Source organism: Neoroseomonas oryzicola, from assembly GCF_012163135.1.
Taxonomy (GTDB): Bacteria; Pseudomonadota; Alphaproteobacteria; order Acetobacterales; family Acetobacteraceae; genus Neoroseomonas; species Neoroseomonas oryzicola.
The window spans coordinates 23,216-49,298 of sequence record NZ_JAAVUP010000018.1 but is presented as its reverse complement, the minus strand read 5'-3'; the positions used below and the strand labels follow the sequence as shown (position 1 = coordinate 49,298).

Annotated in this window: 20 protein-coding genes; 7 read left to right on the top strand and 13 right to left on the bottom strand. The window is 72.0% G+C overall.

Annotation, left to right across the window (positions count from 1 at the left end; translation table 11 throughout):
- Positions 1 to 312: 312 nt before the first annotated feature.
- From glsA to GWK15_RS24195, 3 genes are read left to right on the top strand one after another with little or no spacing between them, the layout of a single operon-like run.
- Complete coding sequence (gene glsA / locus GWK15_RS24205) at positions 313 to 1,314, top strand: glutaminase A (protein ID WP_168043983.1); 1,002 nt, start codon at positions 313 to 315, stop codon at positions 1,312 to 1,314.
- A 41-nt stretch (positions 1,315 to 1,355) separates the two neighbouring features.
- Entirely contained in the window at positions 1,356 to 3,005 is a 1,650-nt protein-coding gene (locus GWK15_RS24200; RefSeq protein ID WP_168043982.1) for an MFS transporter, read from the top strand.
- The gene (locus tag GWK15_RS24195) at positions 3,002 to 3,985 is read left to right on the top strand and encodes an asparaginase domain-containing protein (RefSeq protein ID WP_168043981.1); all 984 of its coding nucleotides are present in this window, start codon (positions 3,002 to 3,004) and stop codon (positions 3,983 to 3,985) included. Before GWK15_RS24200 ends, GWK15_RS24195 begins: the two co-directional genes overlap by 4 nt.
- Before the next feature lie 17 nt (positions 3,986 to 4,002).
- Here GWK15_RS24195 and GWK15_RS24190 read toward each other — a convergent pair whose 3' ends face one another.
- The 11 genes from GWK15_RS24190 to GWK15_RS24140 form a co-directional block, all read right to left on the bottom strand.
- The gene (locus tag GWK15_RS24190) at positions 4,003 to 6,408 is read right to left on the bottom strand and encodes an AsmA family protein (RefSeq protein ID WP_168043980.1); all 2,406 of its coding nucleotides are present in this window, start codon (positions 6,406 to 6,408) and stop codon (positions 4,003 to 4,005) included.
- On the bottom strand, positions 6,405 to 8,024 hold the full coding sequence (locus GWK15_RS24185; protein ID WP_168043979.1) for a complex I subunit 5 family protein: 1,620 nt from the start codon (positions 8,022 to 8,024) through the stop codon (positions 6,405 to 6,407). Before GWK15_RS24185 ends, GWK15_RS24190 begins: the two co-directional genes overlap by 4 nt.
- Positions 8,021 to 9,496, bottom strand: coding sequence for a complex I subunit 5 family protein (locus GWK15_RS24180; RefSeq protein WP_168043978.1), 1,476 nt, complete (start codon positions 9,494 to 9,496; stop codon positions 8,021 to 8,023). The genes GWK15_RS24185 and GWK15_RS24180 overlap by 4 nt, the downstream gene beginning before the upstream one ends.
- Entirely contained in the window at positions 9,496 to 9,783 is a 288-nt protein-coding gene (locus GWK15_RS24175) for an NADH-quinone oxidoreductase subunit K (RefSeq protein ID WP_168043977.1), read from the bottom strand. The genes GWK15_RS24180 and GWK15_RS24175 overlap by 1 nt, the downstream gene beginning before the upstream one ends.
- Complete coding sequence (locus GWK15_RS24170; RefSeq protein ID WP_168043976.1) at positions 9,780 to 10,712, bottom strand: Na(+)/H(+) antiporter subunit B; 933 nt, start codon at positions 10,710 to 10,712, stop codon at positions 9,780 to 9,782. The genes GWK15_RS24175 and GWK15_RS24170 overlap by 4 nt, the downstream gene beginning before the upstream one ends.
- Positions 10,709 to 11,002, bottom strand: coding sequence for a cation:proton antiporter (locus GWK15_RS24165; RefSeq protein WP_168043975.1), 294 nt, complete (start codon positions 11,000 to 11,002; stop codon positions 10,709 to 10,711). Before GWK15_RS24165 ends, GWK15_RS24170 begins: the two co-directional genes overlap by 4 nt.
- On the bottom strand, positions 10,999 to 11,271 hold the full coding sequence (locus GWK15_RS24160) for a monovalent cation/H+ antiporter complex subunit F (protein ID WP_168043974.1): 273 nt from the start codon (positions 11,269 to 11,271) through the stop codon (positions 10,999 to 11,001). Before GWK15_RS24160 ends, GWK15_RS24165 begins: the two co-directional genes overlap by 4 nt.
- Entirely contained in the window at positions 11,264 to 11,737 is a 474-nt protein-coding gene (locus GWK15_RS24155) for a Na+/H+ antiporter subunit E (protein ID WP_168043973.1), read from the bottom strand. Before GWK15_RS24155 ends, GWK15_RS24160 begins: the two co-directional genes overlap by 8 nt.
- A gap of 1 nt (position 11,738) precedes the next feature.
- On the bottom strand, positions 11,739 to 14,801 hold the full coding sequence (locus tag GWK15_RS24150) for an efflux RND transporter permease subunit (protein ID WP_168043972.1): 3,063 nt from the start codon (positions 14,799 to 14,801) through the stop codon (positions 11,739 to 11,741).
- Complete coding sequence (locus GWK15_RS24145; protein WP_168043971.1) at positions 14,798 to 15,901, bottom strand: efflux RND transporter periplasmic adaptor subunit; 1,104 nt, start codon at positions 15,899 to 15,901, stop codon at positions 14,798 to 14,800. Before GWK15_RS24145 ends, GWK15_RS24150 begins: the two co-directional genes overlap by 4 nt.
- 155 nt (positions 15,902 to 16,056) lie before the next feature.
- Positions 16,057 to 17,511, bottom strand: coding sequence for an alpha/beta hydrolase (locus tag GWK15_RS24140; protein WP_168043970.1), 1,455 nt, complete (start codon positions 17,509 to 17,511; stop codon positions 16,057 to 16,059).
- A 77-nt stretch (positions 17,512 to 17,588) separates the two neighbouring features.
- Here GWK15_RS24140 and GWK15_RS24135 point away from each other — a divergent pair, with 77 nt between their 5' ends.
- Positions 17,589 to 18,623: an AI-2E family transporter gene (locus GWK15_RS24135; protein WP_209442403.1), complete on the top strand. Its 1,035-nt coding sequence runs from the start codon at positions 17,589 to 17,591 to the stop codon at positions 18,621 to 18,623.
- 14 nt (positions 18,624 to 18,637) lie between these two features.
- On the opposite strand, the gene GWK15_RS24130 is transcribed toward GWK15_RS24135, so the two are convergent.
- Both GWK15_RS24130 and GWK15_RS24125 read right to left on the bottom strand, forming a co-directional pair.
- A complete protein-coding gene (locus GWK15_RS24130) occupies positions 18,638 to 20,092 on the bottom strand; it encodes a GntP family permease (protein ID WP_168043969.1) in 1,455 nt (484 codons plus the stop codon).
- 3 nt (positions 20,093 to 20,095) lie between these two features.
- The gene (locus GWK15_RS24125; protein ID WP_168043968.1) at positions 20,096 to 21,142 is read right to left on the bottom strand and encodes a patatin-like phospholipase family protein; all 1,047 of its coding nucleotides are present in this window, start codon (positions 21,140 to 21,142) and stop codon (positions 20,096 to 20,098) included.
- Positions 21,143 to 21,389: 247 nt separating this feature from the next.
- Here GWK15_RS24125 and GWK15_RS24120 point away from each other — a divergent pair, with 247 nt between their 5' ends.
- The 3 genes from GWK15_RS24120 to GWK15_RS24110 all read left to right on the top strand — a co-directional run bounded on the left by GWK15_RS24120 (position 21,390) and on the right by GWK15_RS24110 (position 26,081).
- On the top strand, positions 21,390 to 23,162 hold the full coding sequence (locus GWK15_RS24120; RefSeq protein WP_168043967.1) for a DcaP family trimeric outer membrane transporter: 1,773 nt from the start codon (positions 21,390 to 21,392) through the stop codon (positions 23,160 to 23,162).
- A gap of 27 nt (positions 23,163 to 23,189) precedes the next feature.
- Positions 23,190 to 24,464 (top strand): patatin-like phospholipase family protein, encoded by a 1,275-nt coding sequence (locus tag GWK15_RS24115; RefSeq protein ID WP_168043966.1) that lies wholly within the window; start codon positions 23,190 to 23,192, stop codon positions 24,462 to 24,464.
- 234 nt (positions 24,465 to 24,698) lie between these two features.
- Positions 24,699 to 26,081, top strand: a complete 1,383-nt coding sequence (locus tag GWK15_RS24110) for a M20/M25/M40 family metallo-hydrolase (RefSeq protein ID WP_168043965.1) — start codon at positions 24,699 to 24,701, stop codon at positions 26,079 to 26,081.
- Positions 26,082 to 26,083 lie beyond the last annotated feature (2 nt).

Below are 26,083 nucleotides of genomic sequence, written 5' to 3'. Positions count from 1 at the left end.
TTACCTTCTGCGCCATCGCCAGTCCCTCCTTCGGGTGTGGCGCTGTGTAGAATTTATAAATTGCTGTCGTCAAGCAGAATTTATAAATTCATCGGACACAACGGATCCAACGACATGGGACGCCGCGCCGGCTGCGGGCGGCGCGGCGGATCTCTGGGCTTCCGAACGACAACGTGGGGCGCGCATCCCAACGCTTTGGAACGCTTCGCCCAGGTGGGGGACGCTGCGCCGATCCGTCCCACTGGGGTCGCTGCTAGCCTGCCGCGGCAAGATGCCGGGAGTCGCCCCGGCGCATGATCGGAACCCGCCCCCATGCACGACCGCCTGCATGCCGAGGAGGCGCTCGGCCCGCCCGCGATCTCCACCGGCCGGCTGCCAGCCGCCGCCGCGGTCGCCGCCCTGGTGCAGGAAGCCCACGCCCGCTACCGCGGCGTCGCGGACGGCAAGGTGGCCGACTACATTCCGGCCCTGGCCAAGGCGCGCCCCGACTGGTTCGGCATCTGCGTCGCCGGCACCGGCGGCGCGGTGCATGAGGTCGGCGAAGCGGCCCAGGCCTTCTCGATCCAGTCGATCTCCAAGCCCTTCGTCTTCGCCCTGGTCTGCCAGGCGCTGGGCGGCGGCCGTGCGCGGGAGGCGGTCGGTGTCAACGCCACCGGCCTGCCCTTCAACTCGGTGATGGCGATCGAACTGAACGCCGACCGCACCATGAACCCGATGGTCAATGCCGGGGCCATCGCGACCACCAGCCTGGCACCCGGCGCCAATGCCGAGGAACGCTGGCGCTTCATCCGGGAGGGCCTGTCGCGCTTCGCCGGCCGCGACCTCGTGATGGACGAGGAGGTCTACGCCTCCGAGGCCGCGACCAACCAGCGCAACCAGGGCATCGCGCGGCTCCTGTGGGGCTACGGGCGGATGTACTCGGACCCGGAGGAGGCGACCGACGTCTACACCCGCCAATGCGCGCTGAACGTCACCGCGCACGACCTCGCGGTGATGGGCGCGACGCTCGCCGATGGGGGCGTGAACCCGGTCACGAAGGAACGCGTCGTCGACGCCGAGCGTTGCAAGCGCATCCTCGCGGTGATGGCGACGGCGGGCCTCTACGAGCAATCGGGCGACTGGCTCTACGAGATCGGCCTGCCGGGCAAGAGCGGCGTCGCCGGCGGCATCGTGACCATCGCGCCTGGCAAGGGCGGGCTCGGCGTCTTCTCGCCGCCGCTGGACGAGGCCGGGAACAGCGTTCGCGGGCAGCTCGTGACGCGCTTCCTGTCCGAACGCCTCGGGCTCAACCTTTTCGCCTCGCAGCCCGAATGACGCGTCGCGACAACGACGAAACGCCTGGGGGGGGACGACCGATGAGCAGTACGGCAGGGACCGAGGCCCGCGAATCCTGGGTGCCGATGATCGCGATCGCGCTCGGCCAGATGCTGATGTCCTTCAACGTGGCCGCCTTGCCGGTCTCGCTCGCAGGCATGGTGTCGAGCTTCGGCGTGCCGCCGACCACCATCGCCACCGGCATCGTGATGTACTCGCTCTCGGTCGCGGGCTTCGTGATGCTGGGGGCGAAGCTGGTGCAGCGCTTCGGCTCCACCGCGGTTTTCCGCGTGGTGGTCGGGCTGTTCGGCATCGCGCAGGTGCTGATGGTGATCGCCCCGGCGGCGACCTTCATGCTGGTGGCGCAGCTCCTGGCGGGCCTCGCCGCGGCGGTGATCGTGCCGGCGCTGGTCGCGCTGATCGCGCACCACTATCGCGGCCAGCAGCAGGCCACGGCGGTGGGCGCGCTGGGTTCGGCGCGCGCGGCGGCGGGGGTCGCTGCCTTCCTGATCGGTGGGATGCTCGGTACCTTCATCGGCTGGCGGCCGGTCTTCGGCATCCTGGTGGTCGCCTCGGCGGTGGTGTTCTGGCTGTCCTTCCGCCTGAAGCCCGAGGAGTCGCGCCCCGAGGTGAAGATCGACGTCGTCGGCGTCGCGCTGGCGGCGGCCGCGATCATTCTCGTGGTGTTCGGCTTCAACAACCTCAACCGCTGGGGCCTCGGCGTCGCGCGCCCGGCCGCACCCTTCGACGTCTTCGGCATGTCGCCCGCGCCGCTGATGATCGTGACCGGCGCGATCCTGCTGCAGACCTTCATCGCCTGGTGCCGGCGTGTGGCGGCGCGCGGCGGCACGCCGCTGCTCGACCTGCGCGTCATCACCTCGGGCGAGGAACGCGCCGCGGTCTACGCCATGTTCACCGTGGTCGGGCTCGAGGCCATGCTGAACTTCACCGTGCCGCTCTACATCCAGATCGTGCAGGGTCGGACCCCGATCGAGACGGCGATCGCGATGATGCCCTTCAACCTGACGGTGTTCTTCACCGCCATGCTGGTGGTGCGGCTGTACGACAAGGTGACGCCGCGGCGCATCGCCCAGGGCGGCTTCCTGCTTTGCATCGTCGGCCTGCTCTGGCTCGCCTTCGTGGTGCGGAACGATTGGTCGGCGATCCCTGTGATGTTCGGGCTGATCACCTTCGGCCTGGGGCAGGGGGCGCTGGTGACGCTGGTGTTCAACGTCTTGGTAACGGCGGCGCCGAAGGAACTGGCGGGCGACGTGGGCTCGCTGCGCGGCACGACGCAGAACCTCGCGGCCGGCGTCGGCACCGCGGTCGCGGGCGCCTTGCTGGTGGGGCTGCTCTCGGCCGGCATCCTCTACCGCATTGCCGAGAACCCGCAGCTGCCGCCGGCGGTCATCTCCCAGATCGACCTCGACAGCATCAACTTCGTCTCCAACGACCGGCTGCTCGGCATCATGGAACGCACCGGCGCCGCGCCCGCACAGGTGGCCGAGGCGGTGCGCGTGAACACCGAGGCCCGCCTCCAGGCGCTCAAGATCGGCCTGCTCATCATGGCCGCGGTCGCGGCCCTCGCGATCATCCCGGCGAGCCGCCTGCCAGGCTACAAGCCGGGCGAGATCCCCGATGGCATCCAGCCGCGCGGCGCGGCGCGGCGGCGCGAGGAGACCACGGCGTGAGCCGAAGGCGGCTGATCCTCCTCTCGCTCGGCGGCACCATCACCATGCTGCCCTCGGCGGAGGGCGGCATCACGCCGAAGCTCGGCGCGGCGGAACTCGTCGCGTCGGTGCCCGCGCTGGGCGAGGTGGCCGACATTATCGCCGAAAGCCCCGCCCGCCTGCCCAGCCCCTCGCTGACGCCCGCGCACCTGGTCGAGACCGCGCGCCGCATCGAGGACGCCTTCGCCGCCGGCGCGGACGGCGCCGTGGTCATCCAGGGCACCGATACCATCGAGGAATCCGCCTTCATCCTCGACCTGCTGGTGGCGGGCGACCGGCCGGTCGTGATCACCGGCGCGATGCGCGGGGCGGATGCGCCCGGGGCGGACGGGCCGGCCAACCTGCTCGCCGCGGCGCGCGTCGCGGCGAGCGAGGAGGCACGCGGCCTCGGTGCGCTCGCGGTGCTGAACTACGACATCCATGCCGCGCGCTTCGTGCAGAAGACGCACACGACGCTGCCCTCGGCCTTCGCCTCGCCGATGGTCGGGCCGATCGGCGCGGTGGCGGAAGGCCGCCCGCGGATCTTCGCCCGCGTGCCGCGCAAGCCGGTGCTCCCCGCCGCCGCCGGCCCACCGGCCGAGGTCGCATTGCTGCGCTGGGCGATGGGCGACGACGGCCGGCTGCTCGGGGCCTTGCCGAGCCTCGGTTATGCCGGCGCGGTCATCGAGGGCATGGGTGCCGGCCACGTCCCGGCCGATGCGGCGCAGGCGATCGGGGACCTCGCCGCGCGGATGCCGGTGGTGCTCGCCTCCCGTTCGGCGGCAGGGCCGGTCTTCACCGAGACCTACGGCTATCCGGGCGGCGAGATCGACCTGATCCGGCGTGGCGCCATCCCGGCAGGGATGCTCTCGGGACTGAAGGCGCGGCTGCTGCTCGGCCTCGCGCTGCGGGGCGGGTCCGGGAAGGCCGCTGCGGGGGCTGCCTTCGCGCCCTACCAGTAGGGAACTCGGCCGGCGCGTTAGCGCCGCCGGCCGCCGAGAAGCCCGCCGATTCCGCGTACCACGTCCTGCGCGGTGCCCTGCAGTTCGCGCGGCACCAGCGGGATCGGCGCCGCGGCGGCGTCCGGCATGGCGCCCGCGCGGCCGAGGCGCGCCAGGGTCAGCGCCGCGCCGCAATCCCCGCCCGGCGGCGCGCTGCCCGTCGCGCCGCGCAGGAACTCCACCGTGCTGCTGCGCCACAGCCGGTTCGCCACCGTGTCGCCCGCCACCCGCGCGAAGGCGGCGCCGGGCTCCACGCCGATGCGCGGATCGGCCAGCGTGCCGCCGACCGTCACCGGCGCGCGCACCGTCACGCCGAGCACGCGGACGTCGGGCAGCAGGCGCGCCGCGATGGTCTCGTCGCGCAAGTTGAGAGCCAGGCTGCCCTCGATCCTGCCGAACTCGCCCTCCATCAGAAGGGCCTGGCTGTGCGCGAGGCCCGCTTCCGCCGACAGCCGGATGGCCAGGCAGCGCAGCGCCAGCCCGTCCGCCGGCGTGCCGCGCGGCATCAGCGCGCGCGCGAGGTCCGGCCCGATGCGCAGCGCCGTCGCCCCGGTGAAGCGCCCGCCCAGCATCGCGATGCCGAACTCACCGCCGAGGCTAGCGGCCAGCCCCCGCGCCGTCGTCCCCGTGCCATGCAGGTCGAGTGCGAGCTCGGCCGTGCCTTCGAAACCGGCCGGGACGCCGAAGGCGCGCCGCATTGCCGAAAGGTCGAGGCCCCGCCCGTGGCTGCGCAGGGACAGGCTTGCCTGCGGCGGCGTCGCGGTCGCGTCGATCGCGAAGCGCCCGCCGACCGGGCCGCCCGGTATGGTGACGGTGAGCGGATCCACCGCCAGCCGACCGCCTGCGAGGGCAACCGTGGCGCGCGCGTCGCGCCAGGCGACCCCGCCGGCGATGAGCGTCGCCGCCGAGAGCCGCAACTCCGCATCCGCGCCGCGCAGCATCGCGAGCGGCAGCGGATGGTCGGGAATGACGCGCCCCGCGCGCCGCGCCGGCGCCGGACCGCCGCCGCCCAGGCGGTCGAGGTCGATCCGCCGTGCGGAAACCTCGCCGCGGAAGGCCGGCCGCTCGCCGAAGCCGATCTCGAGGTCGCCTTCCGCCTCGATCCCTTCGGCCGTCACGCGCAGGTCCTGCAGCCGCAGGGTGCGGGTGAGGAGACCCGACATGCGCGCCTCGGCCGTCGTGCCGGACAGGCGCGGCAGCGTGGTGCCGAGCACCGGCCCGACTGTCGCGAAGTCCGGCGTCGTCAACCGGGCAGCAAGGACCGCCTCGCCGGGCGGCCGGTCGGTGCGGACCTCGCCGCGCAGCGTGAGTCGCGAACGGCCGGAAGTGACGTTCGCCTCGATCGGCACAGCCTCGTCCGTGGATGCCTCGAGCATGCGGCGCGGGGAGGGCAGGCTGGCGGTCAACCCGAGGTCAGCGCCGTTGCGCGTCCCCTGGGCGCTGAATTGCGCCGGATCGTCGAAGGAAGCCGCGCGCAGTTCCGCCCGCGCCAGCCGAAGTCCCGGCAGCAGTCGCGTCGCGTCGGTGGGGCCGAGCCGCACCGTGAGGTCGCTGACGGACGGCCAGGGATTGCCCGGGGCGAGCCTCGCCTTCGCGTTCAGCGGGCCGGCCAGCGGCAGATCGTGCCCGAAACGGGTTGCGAGGCGCAGCGCCGCGGCGGCGTTCAGCTCGGCCTCGGCCGCGAGCGCCCAGCCAGGCGTCCCGCTGTGGCGCGGCCAGGATCCCTCGAGCGTCAGGCGCAGCCCGTCGCCGGCGATGTCGGCCGCGAGCGGCAGTATGCCTTCGGCCTCCGGCCCGAGCCGGGCGGTCAGCGTCAGCGCTTCCCCGTCGAGCCTCACATGGCCACGCAGTTCCAGAGGATCGTGCGGGGCCTCGCGCTCGAGGCGCAGGCGCTCGACGTGCACATCGTGCACCGGCCCCTGGGGCAGGGTGATGCGGGTATCGGCGATATCGACCGTCGGGATGCCGATGCCGCCCCCGCCGCCCCCGCCGCCGAACACCCAGTTGGGCCGTCCCTCCGCGTCGCGTTCGAGAACGATGTCGGCGTCCGCCAGCCGCAGGCTGTCGATCTCGACATGGCCCGAGAGCAGCGGCAGCAGCGCGAGCGTCACCTCGAGCCGACCGATGCGCGCGAATTCGGGGCGCGAGCCGCCGGGGATGTTGGCGACCGTTGCGCCCGTCAGCACGATGCGCGGCCGCAGGCCGGGGCTGACCTGGATGCCGCCATGGCTGACCGTCCGGCCCGTCGCCTGTTCCAGCGCCGCATCGACGCGCGCGGTGAAATAACCGCGCGCGATCATCGCCTGCAGCGCCGCGAGGGCCCCGCCGCCGAGCAGCGGCACGACGAGCAGCAGCCAGGCCGCGCGGCGCAGGTGGCGCCTCACGGCACGCCCGTCATGGCGAGTCCGAGCGCGAGGGCCAGCACGAGCAGTGCCAGCCCTGCCGCGGGCCAGGCGCGCAGCACGGCCTCGGCGCGTTCCAGCGCCGGGGCGACGGGCGCGGCACGACGCAGCAGTCGGCGCCCGAGCTGCAGCACGTCGCCGCCCGGGACCTCCGGCACGCGATCGCCAAGCCAGGCCAGCACCCCGAGCAACGCCAGGCCCGCCAGCACCGGCCACAGCGCCTTCAGCATGGATGCGCCGGTCAGCACGGCGGCCAGCGATCCTCCCGCCACGTCGAACAGCGCCCAGGGCAGCACCACCGCGGCGGCGGCCATCGCCAGCCAGGGCAACAGCAATTCCAGCGGCGGCCGCGCCCGTTCCTCCACGGCGAATCCCGCGGCGAGGCGCCGCGCGAAGTGCAGCATCAGCAGCGTCGACCCGGCCGCCGACAGCGCGGACAACGTGCCGACAAGCCCGCTGCCCAGTTCGACCTTCACCGCCTCCTTCGCCAGCCAGCCCCCGGTCAGCGGCATGCCGCCGAAGCCCAGCGCGAGCAGCACCGCCGGCAGGATGACCCAGGCGCGCGCGGCGCCGCCGCTCTTGGCCGCGACTCCGACGGCAAGGAACAGCGCCCCTTTCGCCAGCACGTGGTGCAGCGCGTAGTAGGCGGCGGAGGTTGGCGTCGTCGCGATGCCGCCGGCGATGCCCATGCCGATCGCCGCTGCCACCACCCCCATCTGGCTGACCGAGGAATAGGCGAGCACCGTCTTGGGGTTGCGCTGCGTCACGCCCATGCCCACCCCCCAGAAGGCGGTGACGAAGCCGATGACGGCGAGGGCCTCGCCCCAGCCCATGGGCGTGACCTCGGCGGGCAGGAAGCGGATCAGGCCGATGATGCCGGCCTTGATGATCGCCCCGCTCAGCACCGCCGAGGCCGGCATGGGTGCGGCCGGATGCGCGAGCGGCAGCCAGACATGCAGCGGCACCAGCCCCGCCTTCAGCCCGAAGCCCAGGATCAACAGCCCGATGGTCACGTCCCGCAGCGGCGCGTCGGCCAGGTGCGGCAGCACGTCGGCGATGGCGAGCGTCGATCCCGGCGAGAAGGCCGCGAGCAGCGCGAAGGCGGCAAGCAGCGCGGCCTCGCCCAGCACGGTCAGCAGGATGTAGGTCGCGCCCGCATTCCAGGCGCGCGCCGTGCGGTCATGCACGACGAGGCCCCAGGCCGGCAGGCTCGCCAGCGCATAGACAAGGTAGAAGCCGATCAGGTCGCCCGCGACGAAGACGCCGAGGCTGCCCGCCATGGTCGGCAGCCACCATCCCGCGAAGCGCGCGAGGCCATCCTTCGCCATGTAGCACTGCGCGTAGACCGAGGCTGCGCACCACAGCACTGCTGCCGCGCCGAGCAGCAGCGCCGAGGGGCCGTCGAGCGCCAGCATGAGCCGCACGCGGGCATAGACGATGAAGGGCTCGCTGCCATGCGCGAACAGCGCACAGGCCAGCCCCGGCAGCGGCGCGATCCAGAGCAGCCGCAGCACGGCCGGGCGCAGGGCCGGCACGGCCAGCGCCGCCACCATCAGCAGCGGCACGACCGGCGTCAGGGTCAGCAGCAGCGCGCTCATGGCCCGAGGTCCAGCCGGCCGATCTGCACCAGGCCGAAGGCGCCGAGCGGCAGGAAGCCCAGCAGCACCGAGACGATGGCGAGCACCAGCGCGATCCCCTGGCCGTCCGCGCTGCGCGTGGGCGCGGTCGCCTCGCCTGCCCGCAGCCCGACCGACAGCACGCGGTAGACATAGCCGCCGGTCAGCAGCCCGCCGCACAGGATCACCAGCGCCCACCACCATTGCCCGGCCTCGATCGCCGCGGCCAGCAGCAGCCACTTCGCCGCGAAACCGCCCGAGGGCGGCACGCCCATCAGCGTGAGGCCCGCGAGCCCGAAGGTGATCATCGGCACCGGCAGCGCGCGCCCCGCGCCGGCGATGTCCCGGATCCGGTCATGCCCGAGCCGCGCGGCCATCAGCCCGACCGTGAGGAACATCGCCGCCTTGGCGAAGGCATGGGCGACCGCCTGCACCACGCCGCCGGTCCAGGCCTTCGCCGCCGTCTCCGTCCCGGGCATCGAGGCGATCAACGGGAACATCAGGAACAGGTAGCCGATCTGCGCGACAGTCGAGTAGGCGACGAGCAGTTTCAGCCTCTCCTGCGCCAGCGCCGCGACGGACCCGAGCAGGATCGCCGCCGCGCCGAGCCCCGCGAGGATCTGTGCCGCCATCGGCCCCGGGATGCCCGGCAGCACGCCGAACCACAGCCGCAGCAGGATGACGAAGGACCCCTTCACCACCAGGGCGGAGAGGACGGCACTCGCCGCCGCCGGCGCGCCCGCATGGGCGGGCGGCAGCCAGAGGTGCAGCGGCAGCAGCGCGGTCTTGGCGAGCAGCCCGGCGGTCATCAGCGCCGCCGCCAGCAGCACCGGATAGGTCCCGCCGGCCCGCGAGGCCAGCACCACCACGTCGAGCGTTCCTGCCGCGCCATACATCAGCGCCACGCCGAGCAGGTAGAGCACCGAGCCGAGCAGCGCGAACATCAGGTAGCGCAGCGCGGCCTCGAGCGTCTCCCGCTTGCCGTCGAGGGCGACCATCGGCATGGCCGCGAAGGTCAGCAATTCCAGCGCCACGTAGAAGGTGAAGAGGTCGTTGGCCGCCAGCGCCAGGTTGGTGGCGCCCCAGATGGCGAGCAGCAGCGGCCAGAAGGCGAAGGCGCGGCGCGTCTCGGCCTCGCCCGCCGCCGTGCCGAACTGGCCTCGCGCGAAGAGCGCCGTCGCGCCGATCACGACCGCGGCCGTCACCATCATCGCCGCGGACAAGCCGTCGACGCGGAAGGCGAGGCCGAGCGGCGGCGCCCAGTGGCCAAGCTCGTGCCGGATCGGCGCGCTGCCGCCATAGACGACGACGGCGATCGCCACCGCGACGGCGAGGCCCAGCGGCGCCAAAGCGAGCGTCAGCCGTTCCGCACCTCGCGCGCCGAGCGGCAATGCCAGGACCATGCCAAGCACCGGCAGCATCACCGCGAGCACCGGCAGCATCCCGGCCGACATCAGCCGCGGTCCTTCGCCGCGGCCAGGCGCAGCACCAGCGCGACCGCAAGCGTCGTCGCCGCGAAGGCCACCACGATGCCGGTCAGGATGATCGCCTGCGGCACCGGATCGGCCGGGAGGCCCGCACCGGCGCCGCGCCGCGCCACCGCCCCGAAGACGAGGAACACCCCGCCGCCGAGCAGGTTGAAGGCCAGGATCCGCAGCAGCGCATCTCGCCGCACCAGCAGGCCGAACAAACCGATGCCCACCAGGGCTGCGCCCAGCAGGCCGAAGATCGTCGCGCTCATGCGCCGCGATCCTCGGCCGGCGGGCCGAGCACCAGCAGCGCCAGCGCCACCGCGATGGATGCCGTCAGCACCACCTCGACCGCGATGATGACGGCCTTCGCATAGCCCGGCGGATAGGCAAGGAAGGCGCCCTGCAGCACCGACCCCGCGAAGCCCGCGAGGATGAAGGCGACCGGCCCCGCCGCAATGACGATGCGCAGCCAGGCGCGCGAGATCGGCGGTGGTGCTGCGATCCCCGCCATCCAGGGCAGCAGCCACATCGCGGCGAGGATCGCTGCCGCCTGGAACTTGCCCCCCGGCGCATCGGCGCCGACCCAGAGGATATGCACCGCGACCACCACGCCGATCGGCGGCAACACGCGGGCCAGCAGCGCGAGCGGCCCGTCCGTCGCCGGCGGCTGTCGCCACCCCGGCGCCGCGCCCCAGGCCGCATCCGGTGCGAGCGCCCAGAGCGCGACCACGGCGAGCACCAGCACCGCGGCCTCGAGCAGCGTGTCGAGACCCCGGAAACCCATCAGCACGGCGGTGACCGGGTTGCCGACCTCGATGGCGGCGATGTTCGCCATGACCGGTTCGGCGAGGCTCGGCGCCGGGTCGGGCAGGGCGAGGATTACCGCCCCAAGCGCCACCGCCAGCCCCGCGCAGCCGACGCCGATCAGCGCGACCTGCGCCTTGCCCGGCGGCGCATCCTCCACCGGCGGTCCGCCCGCCAGCCGCCGCGCGGCGCCAAGCAGCAGCACGCCCGACAGGCCGGCGCCGATCGCGGCTTCGGTCAGCGCGACATCGACCGCATCGAGCCGCACCCAGGCGAAGGCGAGCAGCAGGCCATAGGCGACGAACAGCGCGACCGCGGTGAAGGCGCTGCGCGCCAGCACCACCGGCAGGGCGAGGGCGACGATCGCCGCCACGATCAGCAGGTCCGCGATCATCCGCCGCGCGCCCCGCGCCGCGCGAGACGCGCAAGCATCGGCCCCGCCGCGGCGCTCGACGCCAGAACCAGGCCCCAGATCGCCACCAGCCGCAGCACGCCGCCGAGGCTTTCCGCCCGCGGCAGCAGGCCGAGCACCACCAGCCCGAGGCCCAGATGATCGGCCTTGGTCAACGCATGAAGGCGGCTGGAGGTGTCGGGGAAGCGGATCAGCCCTGCCGTCCCCGCGACGAAGAAGACGATCCCGGCGGCCACCGTGAGCACGGTGAACACATCGACCAGCAGGGTCATGCCGGCGGCTCCCCGCCATCATCCGGCGCGCCGCGCACCAGCGCCACGGTCGCGAAGGCGGCAAGCAGCGCGAGCGTCAGCGCCGCATCCGCGAGCCCCGCAATGCCCGTCGCCGCGTCGAGCAGCAGCAGCACCGCGATCCCGCCCGTGCCGAGCAACTGCGCCGCCATGACGCGGTCCGCGACGCCCGGCCCCCGCAGCACCCGCACCAGGCCCGCCGCGACCGTCGCCAACACCAGCAGCGCGGCGCCGAGCAGGATCTCAGTCATCGAGCCCGAAGGCGCGGGCGAAGCGCGCCTCCTCCTCGTTCATCGCCGCGGCGGCGGAACCGGCGCCGGCGATGGCATGGATGACGATGGACCCGTCCGGCGCGTCGCCGGCGGGCAGCGTGCCCGGTAGCAGGCTGGCATAGGCGAGGAAGGCATCCCGCGCCCGGCCCGGCGGCAGGCTCGGCGCCCAGGTGACGTGTTTCGGCTCCGGCCGTCGCCGCGGGTCGAGCGCCAGCCGCGCCACCTGCACCCCTGCGGTCAGCGCCTGCCACGGAAAGCGCAGCACCAGCCCCGCCAGCGCCGCGGGATGCACGCGCAGCGGCGCGGGCGGCAGCAGCCGCAGGCTCCACCAGGTGCCCAGCGCGGCCGCCGCCACCCCCGGCGCCAGGTCCTTCCACCCGTCGCCGGCAAGCGCGACCCAGAGCGTCAGCAGCAGCGCGAAGCGGACGAGCGCCGCCGCGGCCACCTCACGCCTCCGCCGCCGGTGCCGGTTCGGGCGGACGTCCCCGGAACACCGTGACGTAGAGCGTCGGCAGGAAGACCAGCGTCAGCAGCGTCGCGATCATCAGCCCGCCCATGATGGCGAAGGCCATCGGCCCCCAGAACACCGTCGGCGCGATCGGGATCAGCCCCAGCACGGTCGAGATCGCCGTCAGCAGCATCGGCCTGAGACGCGAGGAGGCCGAGGAGATCACCGCATCCCAGACATTCTTGCCCTCGGCCCGGTCGGATTCGATCTGCATCACCAGGATGACCGCATTCTTCGCGATCATGCCGAGCAGCGACAGGATGCCGAGGATCGCGACGAAGCCAAGCGGCCGGTTGAACACCAGCAGCGCCAGCACGACGCCGATGATGCCGAGCGGCAACAGCGCCAGCACCAGGAACAGCCGCCGGAAGGAGCCGAGCTGGAACATCAGCAACGTGAGCATCAGCACCAGCATCATCGGCACCACGGCGATGACAGAGGCCTGCGAATAGGCGCTTTCCTCCGCGATGCCGCCGAGGTCGATGCGGTAGGGCCGCGGCAGCGTCGCGTTCAGCGCGGCGATCCGCGGGGCGAGCTGCGCGACGACGGCATCGGGCAGCACGCCGGGATTGACGTCCGCGCGCACGGTCAGCGTCGGCACCCGGTCGCGCCGCCAGATCAGCGGGAATTCCTGGGCGTACTCGAAGGTCGCGATCTGCGTCAGCGGCACCGTGCGCCCGCCCGGGATCGGCAACTGGATGCCGCGCAGGTTGTCGAGCGACAGGCGCTGTTCAGCATTGGCCCGCGCCACGACGTTGATGAGGTAAATGTCGTCGCGGATCTGCGTGACGGTCGACCCCGTCACCGCCGCGTTGATCGCGGTGGCGAGCTGCGCGGAGGACAGGCCGACGCGCCGCGCCTCGTCCTGGTCGACGCGGACCCGCAATTGCCGGGCGGGTTCCATCCAGTCGAAATGGACGTGCCGGGAGCCGGGCGTCTCGGCCATCAGCTTCGCAACGTCCTGGGCGATGGAGCGCACGCGCTCGATGTCCGGGCCATTGACGCGGTATTGCAGCGGCCAGCCGACCGGCGGGCCGAGCTCGAGCGGATAGACGCGCGCGACGGCGGCGGGGAATTCCTCGGCCAGCAGGGTTTCCAGGCGCCGATGCAGGCGCTCGCGCCCCGGCAGGTCCTTCGCCACCACCACGGCCTGCGAGAAGAAGGGCAGGGCGAGCTGCACGTTCAGCGGCAGGTAGAAGCGGATCGCGCCGCGCCCGACATAGGTGCTCCAGCGCTGCACGTCCGGATCCCGCGCCAGCGCGGCATCGAGGCGCTTCGCGACGTCCTCGCTCGCGAATATCGAGGCATTCTGGGGCAGCGTCACCTCGACCAGCAGCTCCGTCCGGTCGGAGGAGGGGAAGAACTGCCGCGGCACGAACTGCATGGCGAAGACCGCCACGCCGAACATCGCGACGGTGAAGGCGATGGTGATCCACTTGAAGCGCATCGCCGTGGTCAGGAAGCCCGTATAGGCCTGCAGCACGCGGCCGGGCTTCTCGGGCTCCACCGTGCCGGTCGGCGCCTTCAGGATCGCCATGCCGAGCAGCGGCGCGAAGATCACCGCCACGAACCAGGACACGATCAGCGCGATCGCGACGACCGCGAAGATCGAGAAGGTGTATTCGCCCGCCGAGCTCTTCGCGAAGCCGATCGGCACGAATCCGGCGATGGTCACCAGCGTGCCCGTCAGCATCGAGGAGGCGAGGGTCGTATAGGCGAAGGTCGCCGCCTTGGGCTTGCTGTCCCCGGCCGCGAGGCGGCGGATCATGGCGTCGATCGTCGTCATCGCGTCATCGACCAGCAGCGTCAGCGCGATGATCAGCGCGCCGAGCGAGATGCGCTGCAGGTCGATGCCGAAGACCGACATCAGCGGGAAGACGATGGCGAGCGTCAGCGGGATCGACAGCGCCACCACCGAGCCCGCCCGCATGCCGAGCGCGATGAAGGACGCCGCCATGATGATCAGGATCGCCTGCCACAGGCTGTCGGTGAAGTCGCCGATCGCCTCGTCCACCGTCACCGACTGGTCCGCGACCAGGATGGGCTCGATGCCGATCGGCAGGCCGGCGCGGATATCGTCCATCGCCGCCTTGATGTTGCGGCCAAGGGCGAGGATGTCGCCGGCCTCGCGCATCGCGACCGCCAGGCCGATCGCCGGCTGGCCGTTCACGCGGAACATCGGCTGCGGCGGGTCGGCATAGCCGCGGCGCACCTCGGCGAGGTCGCCCAGGCGGAAGATGCGGTCGCCGATGACGAAGTTGACGGCGAGGATGTCCTGCTCGTTCTCGAAGGCGCCGGAGACGCGCACCACCAGGCGCTCCTGCCCGGTCTCGACCACGCCCGCCGGCCGCACCAGGTTCTGCGCCTGCAGGGCCGCGACCAGCGCGCCGTAGTTCAGCCCGAGGCCGGCGAGGCGTTCGGTCGAGAACTCGATGAAGATGCGCTCGTCCTGCGCGCCGAGGATCTCGACCTTCGACACGTCGGGTACGCGCAGCAGCCGCGACCGCGCCTCCTCGACGAAGTCGCGCAGCTCGCGCTGGCTGAAGCCGTCGGCGGTGAAGCCGTAGATGATGCCGAAGGTGTCGCCGAAATCGTCGTTGAAGAAGGGACCGACCACGCCCTGGGGCATGGTGTGCCGCATGTCCGCGACGCGGCGGCGGACCTGGTACCACATGTCGGGCACCACCTGCGGCGGGGTGGACCCCTTCAGGTCGACGAAGATCGTGGTCTGCCCGGCGACCGTGTAGGAGCGCAGCCGGTCGAGGTTTGGCGTCTCCTGCAGCGTGCGCTCGAGCCGCTCGGTGACCTGCTGCAGCGTCTCATCGATCGTCGCCCCCGGCCAGATCGCGGAGACGATCATGGTCCGGAAGGTGAAGGCCGGGTCCTCGTTGCGGCCAAGCTTCACGAAGGCGATGCCGCCCGCGATGAGCGCCACGATCATGAAGTAGATGACGAGCGAGCGCCGCCCGATCGCCCAGGCCGAAAGATTGGGGCCGATCATCGCGCGGCGGCCCCGAGCAGGCGCACCTTCTGGCCCGGCCGCAGGGCCTGCACGCCCGCCGTGACGACAATCTCACCGGTCTCAAGGCCCTGGCCGACGATCACACGCGCCGGGTCGTGGCGGATCAGCTCGACGCGACGCAGCGCCACCGTCTCGGCGCGCGGATCCACCACCCAGACGGCCGGCTGGCCGTCGGCGCGGGTCAGCGCGGAGGCCGGGATGGAATAGCCGTCGCTGGCCCCCAGACGCATCCGTCCGGTCACCGTCGCCCCCAGCCGCATCGCTGCGGGCGGATCGGCGAGGCCGACGCGGACGCGGAAGGTCCCGGTGACCGCATCGGCGCGCGGCGAGACCTCCCGCACGCGCCCGGTGGTGCGCACCGCCGGGTCGGTCGCGAGCGAGACCTCGATCACCGGATTGGCCGGCGCCTGGTCCTTCAGCGTTGGCGGGACGTCGAAGACGGCATCGCGGCCTTCCTCGCGCGCCACCTGCACGATCATCCGGCCGGGCTGCACGACCTCGCCGGGCTCCGCGCCGCGCTGCGTGACGCGGCCGTTCACGTCGGAGACGAGCTCGGTGTAGCCAAGCCGCGTCTCCGCGATGGCGAGTTGCGCCTCGGCCGAATCGAGCGCCGAGCGCGCGGTCTGGCGGGTCTGCGACGCCTGGTCGTAGCGGACGCGGGTGGTCCAGCCCTCGCGCAGCAGCTCGGACTGGCGCCAATAGTTGTTCTCGGCCTCGGTCAGCTGGGCACGGGCGGCGGCGACGGCGGCGCGGGCCCCGCGCACGCCGTTCTCCTCATTGTCGCGATTCAGCCGCGCGATGACCTGGCCGGCATGGACCATGTCCCCGACATTGACCAGGCGTTCCACCATCCGCCCGTCGATGCGGAAGGCGAGGTTCACCTCGGTCTCGGCCTGAACGGTGCCGGTCAGGCTGACGACCTCGCCGCCGGTGCTGCGCTCCACCGTCGCGACGCGGACGGGGCGCACCTCGGGCGGCGCGGGGGGCGGGCCGCCGTCGCAGCCCGCGATCGCTCCGAGCAGCAGCACCAGCGGAAGGCGCCGCGTCAGCACTGAGGGGGTGGTGGTCCGAAGGCGCATGGCTATGTCCGGCGTCAGTGAGGAAGCAAGCGGCGGGCCGCCGCGGAGTCCGATGGCGGTCCGAATGCCATACCACGTGGCGCCGGCGGAGGATGCTGGCGCAATCCGGGCTTTGCTCGTCGTCCCGCCACTGCGCCATCTGTCCCATGCTGTCGTCACGGTGGCGGCAGCCCCCCGGTCACGCGATCCAGAACGTAGGGGAAAAACGGGTTCCAGGTGACGCGGGACAGCGAGTCGAGCCCGACCGCGAGCACGCCGCGCTCCCCGCGCACCGCCAGCGCCCCGAGCCGCACGCCGAAATCATCGGCGGGGTCCGGTTCGTTGCCATACAGCCCGTCCTGCGGCGGGAAGGGCAGGGCGACATGCGACAGCGAGAACACATCCCGCGGCCAGGCGAGGCCGAGCGGCGTCTCCTCGGTCGCCGTCGCGCCGGCCGGGGTGCGCCGCACCGTCGCCTCGGTCGTCGCGGGCGAGATGTTGGCGATCACCGTCACCGCGAAGTCGCGCGGCGCGGGCGGCAGGATGCGTTCCAGCGCCGCATCGGCGCCGGCCCCGAACAGCGGCCCGAAGCGCGTGTTCCGGTTAAGGTCGAAGAGCACGATCTCGCTGCCATTCGCCGGCAGTCGCGCATAGAGCCGCGACAGTACCGCCGGTGTTGAGACCGTCGCATCCACCACCGACTGGAAGGTCAGCACCGGCGGCAGCCGCCGAAGCGTCCCGACCGTCGCGAGACGGTCCAGCTGCTCGTGCAGCGCCGCGGTCAGCCGGTAGGTTTGCCGCGCCGCGTTCACCGGGAAGGAATTGAACTTGAAGGGATTGAACTCGGGCTGGATGTCGAGCCAGGCGGTCTTGGCGAAGCGTGGCAGCAGCGCGGGCAGCCCGGCGATTCCCGCGAAGCGCGCGAAGGCCGTCACGCCCACCATCGGGGAGATCAGCACCAGGCGGTCCGCCTGCGGCAGCCGCTCGTCCTCAAGCGCATCGAGAGCATGCTTCAACGCCAGCGCGCCGCCATTGGAATAGCCCACGATGTGCAGCGGCAGGCCTGTGCCGGCGCGCCGACGCGCCTCACGCACCGCGAGGCGCGTCGCGGCCATCCAGTCCTCCCAGACGGCCTGGGTGAGCCCCGAAGGAGCGGCGCCGTGGCCGGGCATGCGGATGCCGATGGCGACGAAGCCGCGCGCGCGATAGGTCTCGGCGAAGTGGCGCAGGCTGAAGGGAGCGTCGGTCAGCCCGTGCAGGAAGACCGCGGCGCCCCGCGGCGGCCCGTCGGGTTCCAGCACGAAGGACCGGTTCCAGTTGCGCGCGAAGCGGTCGGGATCGACCGGGCTGCCGCTGAAATAGCGGTTGGTCGCGACCTGTTCCTCGGGCTCGAGGCGTCCGGACACCTCGCGCCGCACGGAGGCGAAGAGCGAATCCTCCGCCGCGATCCAGCGCGCCCAGTCGGCGCGATCGACGGCGTCGCGGTCGAGTTCCTCCGGCACGAAGGTGTGCCATGGCCCGAGCGGCGGGCCGTTCTGCATGTCCCACACCCGGAGCGCGAGTACGACGACCAACAGCACGAAGCCGACGGCGGCGATCCTGACCAGCAGCTTTCGTGTCTTGTTCAGCATGGGCGCGACACCCTTGCGCGACGTGCGCCGCCGGACAAGTCTGAGCGCATCACCGCATCCAGAGGCTTCGCACCGGCATGACCCAGGACCGCGCCATCCGCGCCATGCTCGGCCTCTGCACGGCCATCCTGATCGCGGCGGCGCTGCATGCCGGCCAGGCGATCATCGCGCCGATCGTCTTCGCCCTGTTCGTCATCGGCCTGGTCTGGCCGGTGCAGAAGGCGGTGCAGGCGCGGCTCTCGGCGGGGCTCGCCGTGGTGGTGACGGTGATCGTCACCCTCGTCGTCGTCGCCGTGCTCGCACTCGCCATCGCCTGGGGATTCGGCCGCGTCGCCGAATGGGTCATCGCGAACGGGGCACGGCTGCAGTCGCTCTATGTCGCCAAGCTCGACTGGCTCGAGGCGCGCGGCGTGCTCGCCGCCGGGGCGTTGGCCGAGCAGTTCGACGTGCGCTGGCTCGTGCGGATCGCGCAGGGCGTGCTGGCGCAGATCCAGGTCATCATCAGCTTTGCGGTCGTGACCTCGGTCTTCGTCATCCTCGGCCTGCTGGAGGTCGGTCAGGCCGCGGCGCAACTCGCCTCCATGAAGGCCGCGAAACCGGGCGCGCAATGCGTGCTGGACGGGCTGGCCGCAAGTGCGGCGAAGCTGCGCGTCTACATGCTGGTCCGCAGCTTCGCCTCGGTCCTGACGGGCGTGCTGGTCTACGGCTTCGCCACCTGGATGGGCCTCGACCTCGCCCTGGAATGGGGCGTGATCGCCTTCGTGCTGAACTACATTCCCTTCATCGGGCCGCTGATCGCGACCGTCTTCCCGACCGCGGTGGGGCTGCTGCAGTTCGGGTCCTGGCAGGCGGTGGTGACCATCTTCGCCGTGCTGCAGGTGATCCAGTTCCTGATCGGGTCCTACCTGGAACCGCGGCTGACGGGCAAGCAGCTCGCCGTCTCGCCCTTCATGGTGCTGGTGGCGGTGTTCCTCGGCGCCTTCCTGTGGGGGATCCCGGGCGCCTTCATCGGCGTGCCGGTGCTGATCGCATCGCTGACGCTGTGCGAGCAGTTCCCCGGCACGCGCTGGATCGCGTCGCTTCTGTCGGGGCGCGCGCCTGAGCCCGGCTGAGGCGCACGCGCCCATCAGAAGGATCCGACGAGCCCGCCGATCGCGATGACGGCGATCAGCGCGGCGAGCGAGCCGCCGATGCCGACGATGACGATGTCCAGGTAGCTCTCGCGGTGCGTGCAGCCGCAGACCGCGAGCAGCGTGATCACCGCGCCGTTGTGCGGCAGGATGTCGAGCGTGCCGGCGCCGATCACGGCAATGCGATGCAACAGGCCGGGATCGATACCCTTTTCCGCGGCGATCGCCATGTAGGTCGGCCCCAGCGCGTCGAGCGCGATGGTCAACCCGCCCGAGGCCGAGCCCGTCAGCGCCGCCAGCACATTGGTCGCGACCGCGAGCGAGACGAGCGGCCCGCCGCCGATGCCCAGCACCCAGTCGCGCACCACCTCGAAGGCCGGCATGGCGGCGACGACGGCGCCGAAGCCGACCAGGCTCGCCACGCTGAAGATCGGCAGCACGGCGGCATTCGCACCCGCGTCCATCGTGGCACGCAGGGAGGGGATGCGCCGCCCGCTGACCGCGAGGAGCGTCGCAATTGCCGCGGCGAGCGCCGTCGCCACCGCCCAGACGCCCGCGACCGCGGACAAGGTCGTCCCGCCCCAGCGCGGCTCGGCGAGGAAGGCGGCGTCGATCCGCGGCAGCACCACGAAGGACATCAGCAGGTTCACCACCACGACGACCACCAGCGGCAGGGCGGCGGCCACGATGCCGGGCTGGTCCGGGGCAGGGGCGCTGTTGTGGATCTCGGCCGGGTCGAATTCGCGCGCGGCGACGGCGCGCTCGCGGATCACCGGGTCCTCGACCGCGGCATCCGCCGCGCCCGGCTGGTCCGCCCCGAAGCCTTCCCCGGCGGCGCGCGCCGAGGCTTCGCAGCGCGCCAGCCACCACAGCCCGATGCCGAGCATGATGGCCGAGGCGATGATGCCGAGCCCCGGCGCCGCGAAGGGCGTGGTGCCGAAGAAGGGCATCGGGATGGTGTTCGGGATCGCCGGCGTGCCCGGCAGCGCCGACATGGTGAAGGTCGAGGACCCCACGATGATCGCCGCGGGCATCAGCCGCCGCGGGATGTCGGCCGCGCGGAACAGCGCGGTGGCCATCGGCGCCAGCACGAAATAGGCGACAAACAGGCTGACGCCGCCATAGGTGACGATGGCCCCGGCCAGCACCACGGCCAGGATGGCGCGCTCGGCGCCGAGCTTCTCGGTCATCCAGTCGGCAATGGCGCTGACCGACCCGCTGTCCTCCATCAGCTTGCCGAACAGCGCGCCGAGCAGGAACAGCGGGAAGAACTGCGCGACGAACCGCCCCGCGCTGCCCATGAAGGTCTGGGTCCAGTGGGCGAGCAGCGGCTCGCCGGCGAAGGCCGCGGCCACCAGCGCGCCCACGGGGGCGAGCAGCAGCACCGACCAGCCCTTGTAGGCAAACCAGACAAGGAGGGCGAGGCCGACCAGGATGCCGAGAAGGCCCATCGATCAGCCCTCCTCGAGCAGGCGCTCGATGGGCAGGGTCGACCGCTTGCCGAGGTCGTCGCCGTGCTCGGCCAGGAAGGCATCGGCGGACTTCCGGCCCTCGTCGCGCAGCATGGTGAGGAACTCCCATTCCGCGTTCAGCTTCGAGGAATAGCCGAGCGTCACCATCACCTCGTTCTTCACGTAGTGGACGCGGTTGCGCGCCCAGTGCGCGCCCTCGGCCGTGCGATGATCACCGGCCTGGCGCAGCAGCGCGATCATCTTGAGCTCCTTCAGCAGCGTCGCGTTGAAGGAGACCTCGTTCAACCGGTTCAGGATCTCGCGCGCATTTGTCGGCGTCCCGGGCCGCTCGATCGGGTTGATCGGCACGATGATGGTGTCGTCCGAGACGCATTCGCGGATCAGCGGCGTCATGGTCGGGTTGCCGGAATACCCGCCGTCCCAATAGGGCTCGCCGTCGATCTCGACCGCCTGGAACAGGGTCGGCAGGCAGGCCGAGGCCAGCAGCACCAGCGGCGAGAGGTCGGCATTGCGGAAGACGCGGCCGCGGCCCGTGCGCACGCTCGTCGCGGTGATGAAGACCTTGACCGGCCCTTCGGCCACAGCCGCGAAGTCGACGCTTTCGGCCAGCACGTCGCCCAGCGGGTTCGGCGCCCAGGGCGCGAGCTCGTACGGCGAGTAGAGCCGGGAGAGCATGTCCATCGCCACGAAGACCGGCGAATGATCGAGCGTCCAGCGCCCCAGCATCATGTCGATGGGCGTGCGCTGGAACGGGCTGAAGGCCGCGGCGCGGGAGACCCGGCGCCAGAAGGCCTCGAGCGCCTCGCGCGCGCCTTCCCGCTCGCCCTTGGCGTAGCCGGAGGCGAGCACGGCGGCGTTCATCGCCCCGGCCGAGGTACCGGAGATCGCCTCGATCTCGAGCCAGCTTTCCTCGAGCAGACGGTCGAGCACGCCCCAGGTGAAGGCGCCGTGGCTGCCGCCCCCCTGCAGCGCAAGGTCGATCAGAAGGGTGTCGCGCGCGGCCTTCGCGCTGGCGGGCTTCCTAGCCATGGGCGTTCGCATCGATGGTCATGGCGGGTGCCGGAGCCCTTCCTGTCGTTTGTGTGCACTGCACAATGGGGCGGGACCCTAGACCGGTCGCCGGCGGGACGGAACCACAAAGGGGCCGCGCGGGAGCGCTGCCGGCCACCCTGCGGGACGCCGTGCACAGGTCCGGCACCGGGGGCCAATCCCCGCGCGATGCCCGCTGGCCACGGCACCTCTAGGCTTCCCGGGAGTAGTGCTGGGAGGAGAGGCGATGGCGCAGCCGGTCCCGTCCATCGGGCATCCGACCCCGCCGCGAGGTGGCCATGCCCTGGGGGTGGGCCTGCGGGGGCTGGCGCTGGCCGGGATGCTCGGCCTTGCCGCCCTGCCCATGCCGGCGCTCGCCCAGTCCAGCACCGATGCCGCGACCATCGCCGAACTGCGCCGGCAACTGGACGAGATGCGCCGGCGGCTCGAACAGCTCGAGGCTCGCGCCGCCCAGGCCGCACCGACGCCGGTCCCGGCCGCGCCGCCGCGGCAGGCAGCCCGCGCCCCAGCGCCCGCGCCCGCCGCCCCGCCGCCGCGCCGCGCCACGGCCCAGGCCGAAGCCCAGGCCGCCGCCGCCGAGGCCCGCGCCGCGGCCGCGGAGGCGCGCGCTGCCCAGGCGGAACTGGCCGCCGCCCGCGCTGATGCCGGCACGCCCCAGCCGGCCAACATCCCCGGCCTGATGCCGCCCGAACCGATGGGCGACCAGACCGCGACCGGGGATGCGCTGCGCTCCGACCTCCCCGGCATCGCCTTCCGCGTGCCGGGCACCGAGACGCAGGTGCGCCTCTACGGTTTCGTGAAGCTGACCGGCTACTACGACTTCGACGGCCGCAACCAGACCGACGCGCCGGCGCCGCAGACCATCCCGCTGACCGGCAGCCCGGCCGACCAACAGGGCGGCGATTTCGGCATGACGGCCCGGTTCAGCCGCTTCGGCATCGACACGCGTTCGCTCACCGCCTGGGGCACGCTGGAAACCCGCCTCGAAGGCGATTTCGGCGGCGGCGCGCCGACATCGAACAACGCCGTCTTCCGCCTGCGCCAGGCCTGGGCGGAACTCGGCGACGAGAGTTTCCGCGTCCTCGGCGGCCAGGCGAACAGCCTGTGGAACGAAGGCGTCTTCGAGACGCTGATCGACGCGACCAACCTCAACCAGTCCTTCGTGCGCCAGGCGCAGTTGCGCGTCACCGGGCGCCTCGCCGAGGGGCTGACCGGGCAGGTCTCGATCGAGGCGCCGGACACCTCCTACACCTCGCTCGCCGGGGTCTTCACGCCGGGATCGAGCCTCGAGGGCGGGGCGAGCCCGGCCTTCAACTCGGTGCCCGACCTGCTCGCGCGCCTGACCTACCGGCAGGACGGCCTCGAGCTCGGCGCGCGCGGCCTGCTGCGGCAGCTCGAGATCCGCACCACCGGCACCGCCGCGGCCCCGCCGGGGGTCTCGGATACGACGACGGCCTGGGGCGTCGCGGGCCATGTCCGCTTCCCGATGCGCTGGATCGCGGAGGCGCTGGGCCAGGACGAGCTGCTCGGCATGGCCTTCTATGGCGACGGCATCGGGCGCTACTTCGCGGGCCAGACCTCGGGGCAGGATGCGCTGACGAACCTCGGGCTGCCGGGCGTGACCTCGCCCTCGCTCGATGCCGTCACCTCCTATGGCGCGATCCTCGCCTACCGGCGCTTCTGGGCGACGACGGTCCGCAGCAACTTCTCCTATGCCTATGCGCACAACGATTATCCGACCTATGCGCTGGGCTTCACGCCGGGCTCGCCCTCGGCGACGCTGCTGAACCGGGAGATGCAGCAGGTCTTCGCGAACCTGATCTGGAGCCCCTTCGCCGAGGTGCGGAACGGGACCTTCGGCAGCGGTTGGCTGGATCTCGGCCTCGAATACCTCTTCACGCGGCGCGACCTGTTCGGCGGCGCGGCGGCGGCGGGCGGCTCGGGCGTCGGACATGCGATCGCGAACCGCATCCTCTTTGCCCTCGTGGCCCGCTTCTGATGGCCGGCGCAGGGGCAAGGCCCTACGATGACGCACGACATGCCGGGCGCGACCTGGGCGGGCGACGCGGAACTTGGGGGTAAGGTGGTGATGCAGTCGATGTGGCGCGCGATGGCGCGCAGGGGCGTCCTGTTGCTGGCCGTGCTGGCCATGGCCGCCTGCGCCAATATCGAACGCGCCGCGCCGCCGCCGGGCAATGCGGTCGATACGCTGCCTATCCTGGGCATCACCAATGCGCGCTTCTGGTTCGATGCTGATGCCGCGGCCTTCGGGCGCGAGGCGCTGGAGATGCAGCGGCGCCAGGTCGCGCAACTGCCGGCCGCCGCGCGCGGGCGCCTGCCGCCGGCGAACTACCTGGCGCTGTCGGGCGGGGGCGACAACGGCGCCTTCGGGGCGGGGCTGATGGTCGGCTGGACCGAGTCCGGGCGCCGCCCAACCTTCGACCTGGTCACCGGCATCTCGGCCGGTGCGCTGATCGCGCCCTTCGCCTTCCTCGGCCCCGACTACGACCCGCAGCTGCGGGAGGTCTTCACCGAGGTCGCGCCGCGCGATGTCATCCTGATGCGCGGCCACCTGCGCGCCCTGCTGTTCGGGGAGGCCCTGGCCGACACCTCCCCGCTCTACAAGCTGATCGAACGCCATGTGAACGAGGCGATGCTGGCCGCCATCGCCCGCGAATACGGCAAGGGCCGCATGCTGCTGATCGGGACTACCAATCTCGATCTCGGCCGCCCGGTGTTCTGGAACATCGGCGCCATCGCCGCGAGCGGCGATCCCCGTGCGCTCGAGCTGTTCCGCAGGATCCTGCTCGCTTCGGCCTCGATCCCCGGGGCCTTCCCGCCGGTGCTGATCGATGTCGACCATCAGGGCCGCACCTACCAGGAGATGCATGTGGATGGCGGGGCGGCGATCCAGATGTTCCTCTATCCGACGCTGCTTGACGCATCGGGGATGCAGCGGCGCCAGCGCACCGGCTGGGTGGTCCGCAACGGCCGCCTCGACGTCGAATGGGCCTCGACGAACCGGTCGATCCTGTCGATCACCGGTCGTGCCGCCTCGACCCTGCTGCATTTCAGCGCAGTGAACGACATCGTGCGGATCTACCTGAGGTCCCAGCGCGACGGCGTCGCCTTCCGCCTCGCCTATATCGGCCGCGATTTCCGCGAGACGCGCGACGAGCCCTTCGACAACGCCTTCATGCGGGCGCTCTTCGCCTATGGCCAGGAACACGGCCGGCGCGGCGAATGGCGTGAGGCGCTGCGCCCGATCGGGTCCATCGAACCGGCGGCCCCGGCCAACTGAAGGCGGGACGGCCGGTCAAGGACGGGAACGTTTCGCCAAGGCGGCGCGGCGGAAAGCCGTCTAGTGTTGCGGGTGGCCCGTCGCGGCGACGGGGCCGGGTGCCCTGTGCGCGCACCCGCATCGGGGAGCAGAGAACATGGCCGTCCAGCGGCAGGTGGCGCCCCCGGCGCGGGTCCGCAGCACACGACCCGGCCATGCCCGGAACCGCCGCTGACGCCCGCCCCGAGAGGACCCATGGACAAGCTCGACGCCGTTCTCGCCCGTATCGATGCCAATGCCGATGCCGCCCTCGAGCGGTTGTTCGCGGTGCTGCGCATCAGGTCGATCTCGACCGACCCGGCCTTCGCCGCGGCGTGCAAGGCCTGCGCGGACTGGCATGCGGCGGACCTCGCCTCGATCGGCTTCGAGGCGTCATCCCGCCCGACCGCGGGCCATCCCATCGTCGTCGCCCATGACCGCAGCGCGAAGGGCCCCTCGGCGCTGTTCTACGGCCATTACGACGTTCAGCCGGTCGATCCGCTGGAATTGTGGGACCACGATCCCTTCGAGCCGAGGATCGAGACGCGCCCCGACGGCAGCAAGGTGATCCGCGCCCGCGGGGCGGCCGACGACAAGGGCCAGCTGATGACCTTCGTCGAGGCCTGCCGCGCCTGGAAGGAGGTCGCCGGCGCGCTGCCCGTGCCGGTGACGATCCTGCTGGAAGGGGAGGAGGAATCCGGCGGCGCCAACCTGCCCGGCTTCCTCGAGGCCAATGCCGCGGAACTGAAGGCCGATATCGGCCTGATCTGCGACACCAACATGTGGGACGCGGCGACGCCCGCGATCACGACCATGCTGCGCGGCCTGGTCGGCGAGGAGATCATCGTCACCGCCGCCGACCGGGACCTGCATTCGGGCTTCTACGGCTCGGCCGCGACCAATCCCAACCATGTCGTCGCGCGCATCCTCGCGGACCTGCGGGACGCCGATGGTCGCGTGACGCTGCCCGGCTTCTACGACGGCGTGCCGGAGCTCGACCCGGCGCTGAAGAAGCAATGGGACGCGCTGCCCTTCGACCCGAAGCACTTCCTCGGCGTGGTCGGCCTGTCGGTGCCGGCCGGCGAGAAGGGCCGCAGCGTGCTCGAGATGACCTGGTCCCGCCCGACCTGCGAAGTGAACGGCATGGGCGGCGGCTACCAGGGCGACGGCTTCAAGACCGTCATCCCGTCCAAGGCGTCCGCCAAGATCTCCTTCCGCCTCGTCTTCGACCAGGACCCCCACAAGGTGCGCGAGGCCTTCCGCGCCTTCGTCCGCGCCCGCGTCCCGGCCGACTGCAAGGTCGAGTTCCTCGAGCACGGCGCCGGCCGCGCCATCCGCTTCCCGATCGAGGACCCGGCCTTCCAGAAGGCCCGCCAGGCACTGACCGATGAATGGGGCAGGGAGGCCTTCTTCATCGGCGGCGGCGGGTCCATCCCGGTGACGCACATGCTCAAGACCTCGCTTGGCATGGATGTGATCCTCGCGGGTTTCGGCCTCGAGGACGACCGCATCCACAGCCCCAACGAGAAGTACGACCTGCTGTCCTTCCGCAAGGGCATGCGGTCCTGGGCGCGCATTCTCGCGGCTCTCGCCTCCTGAGG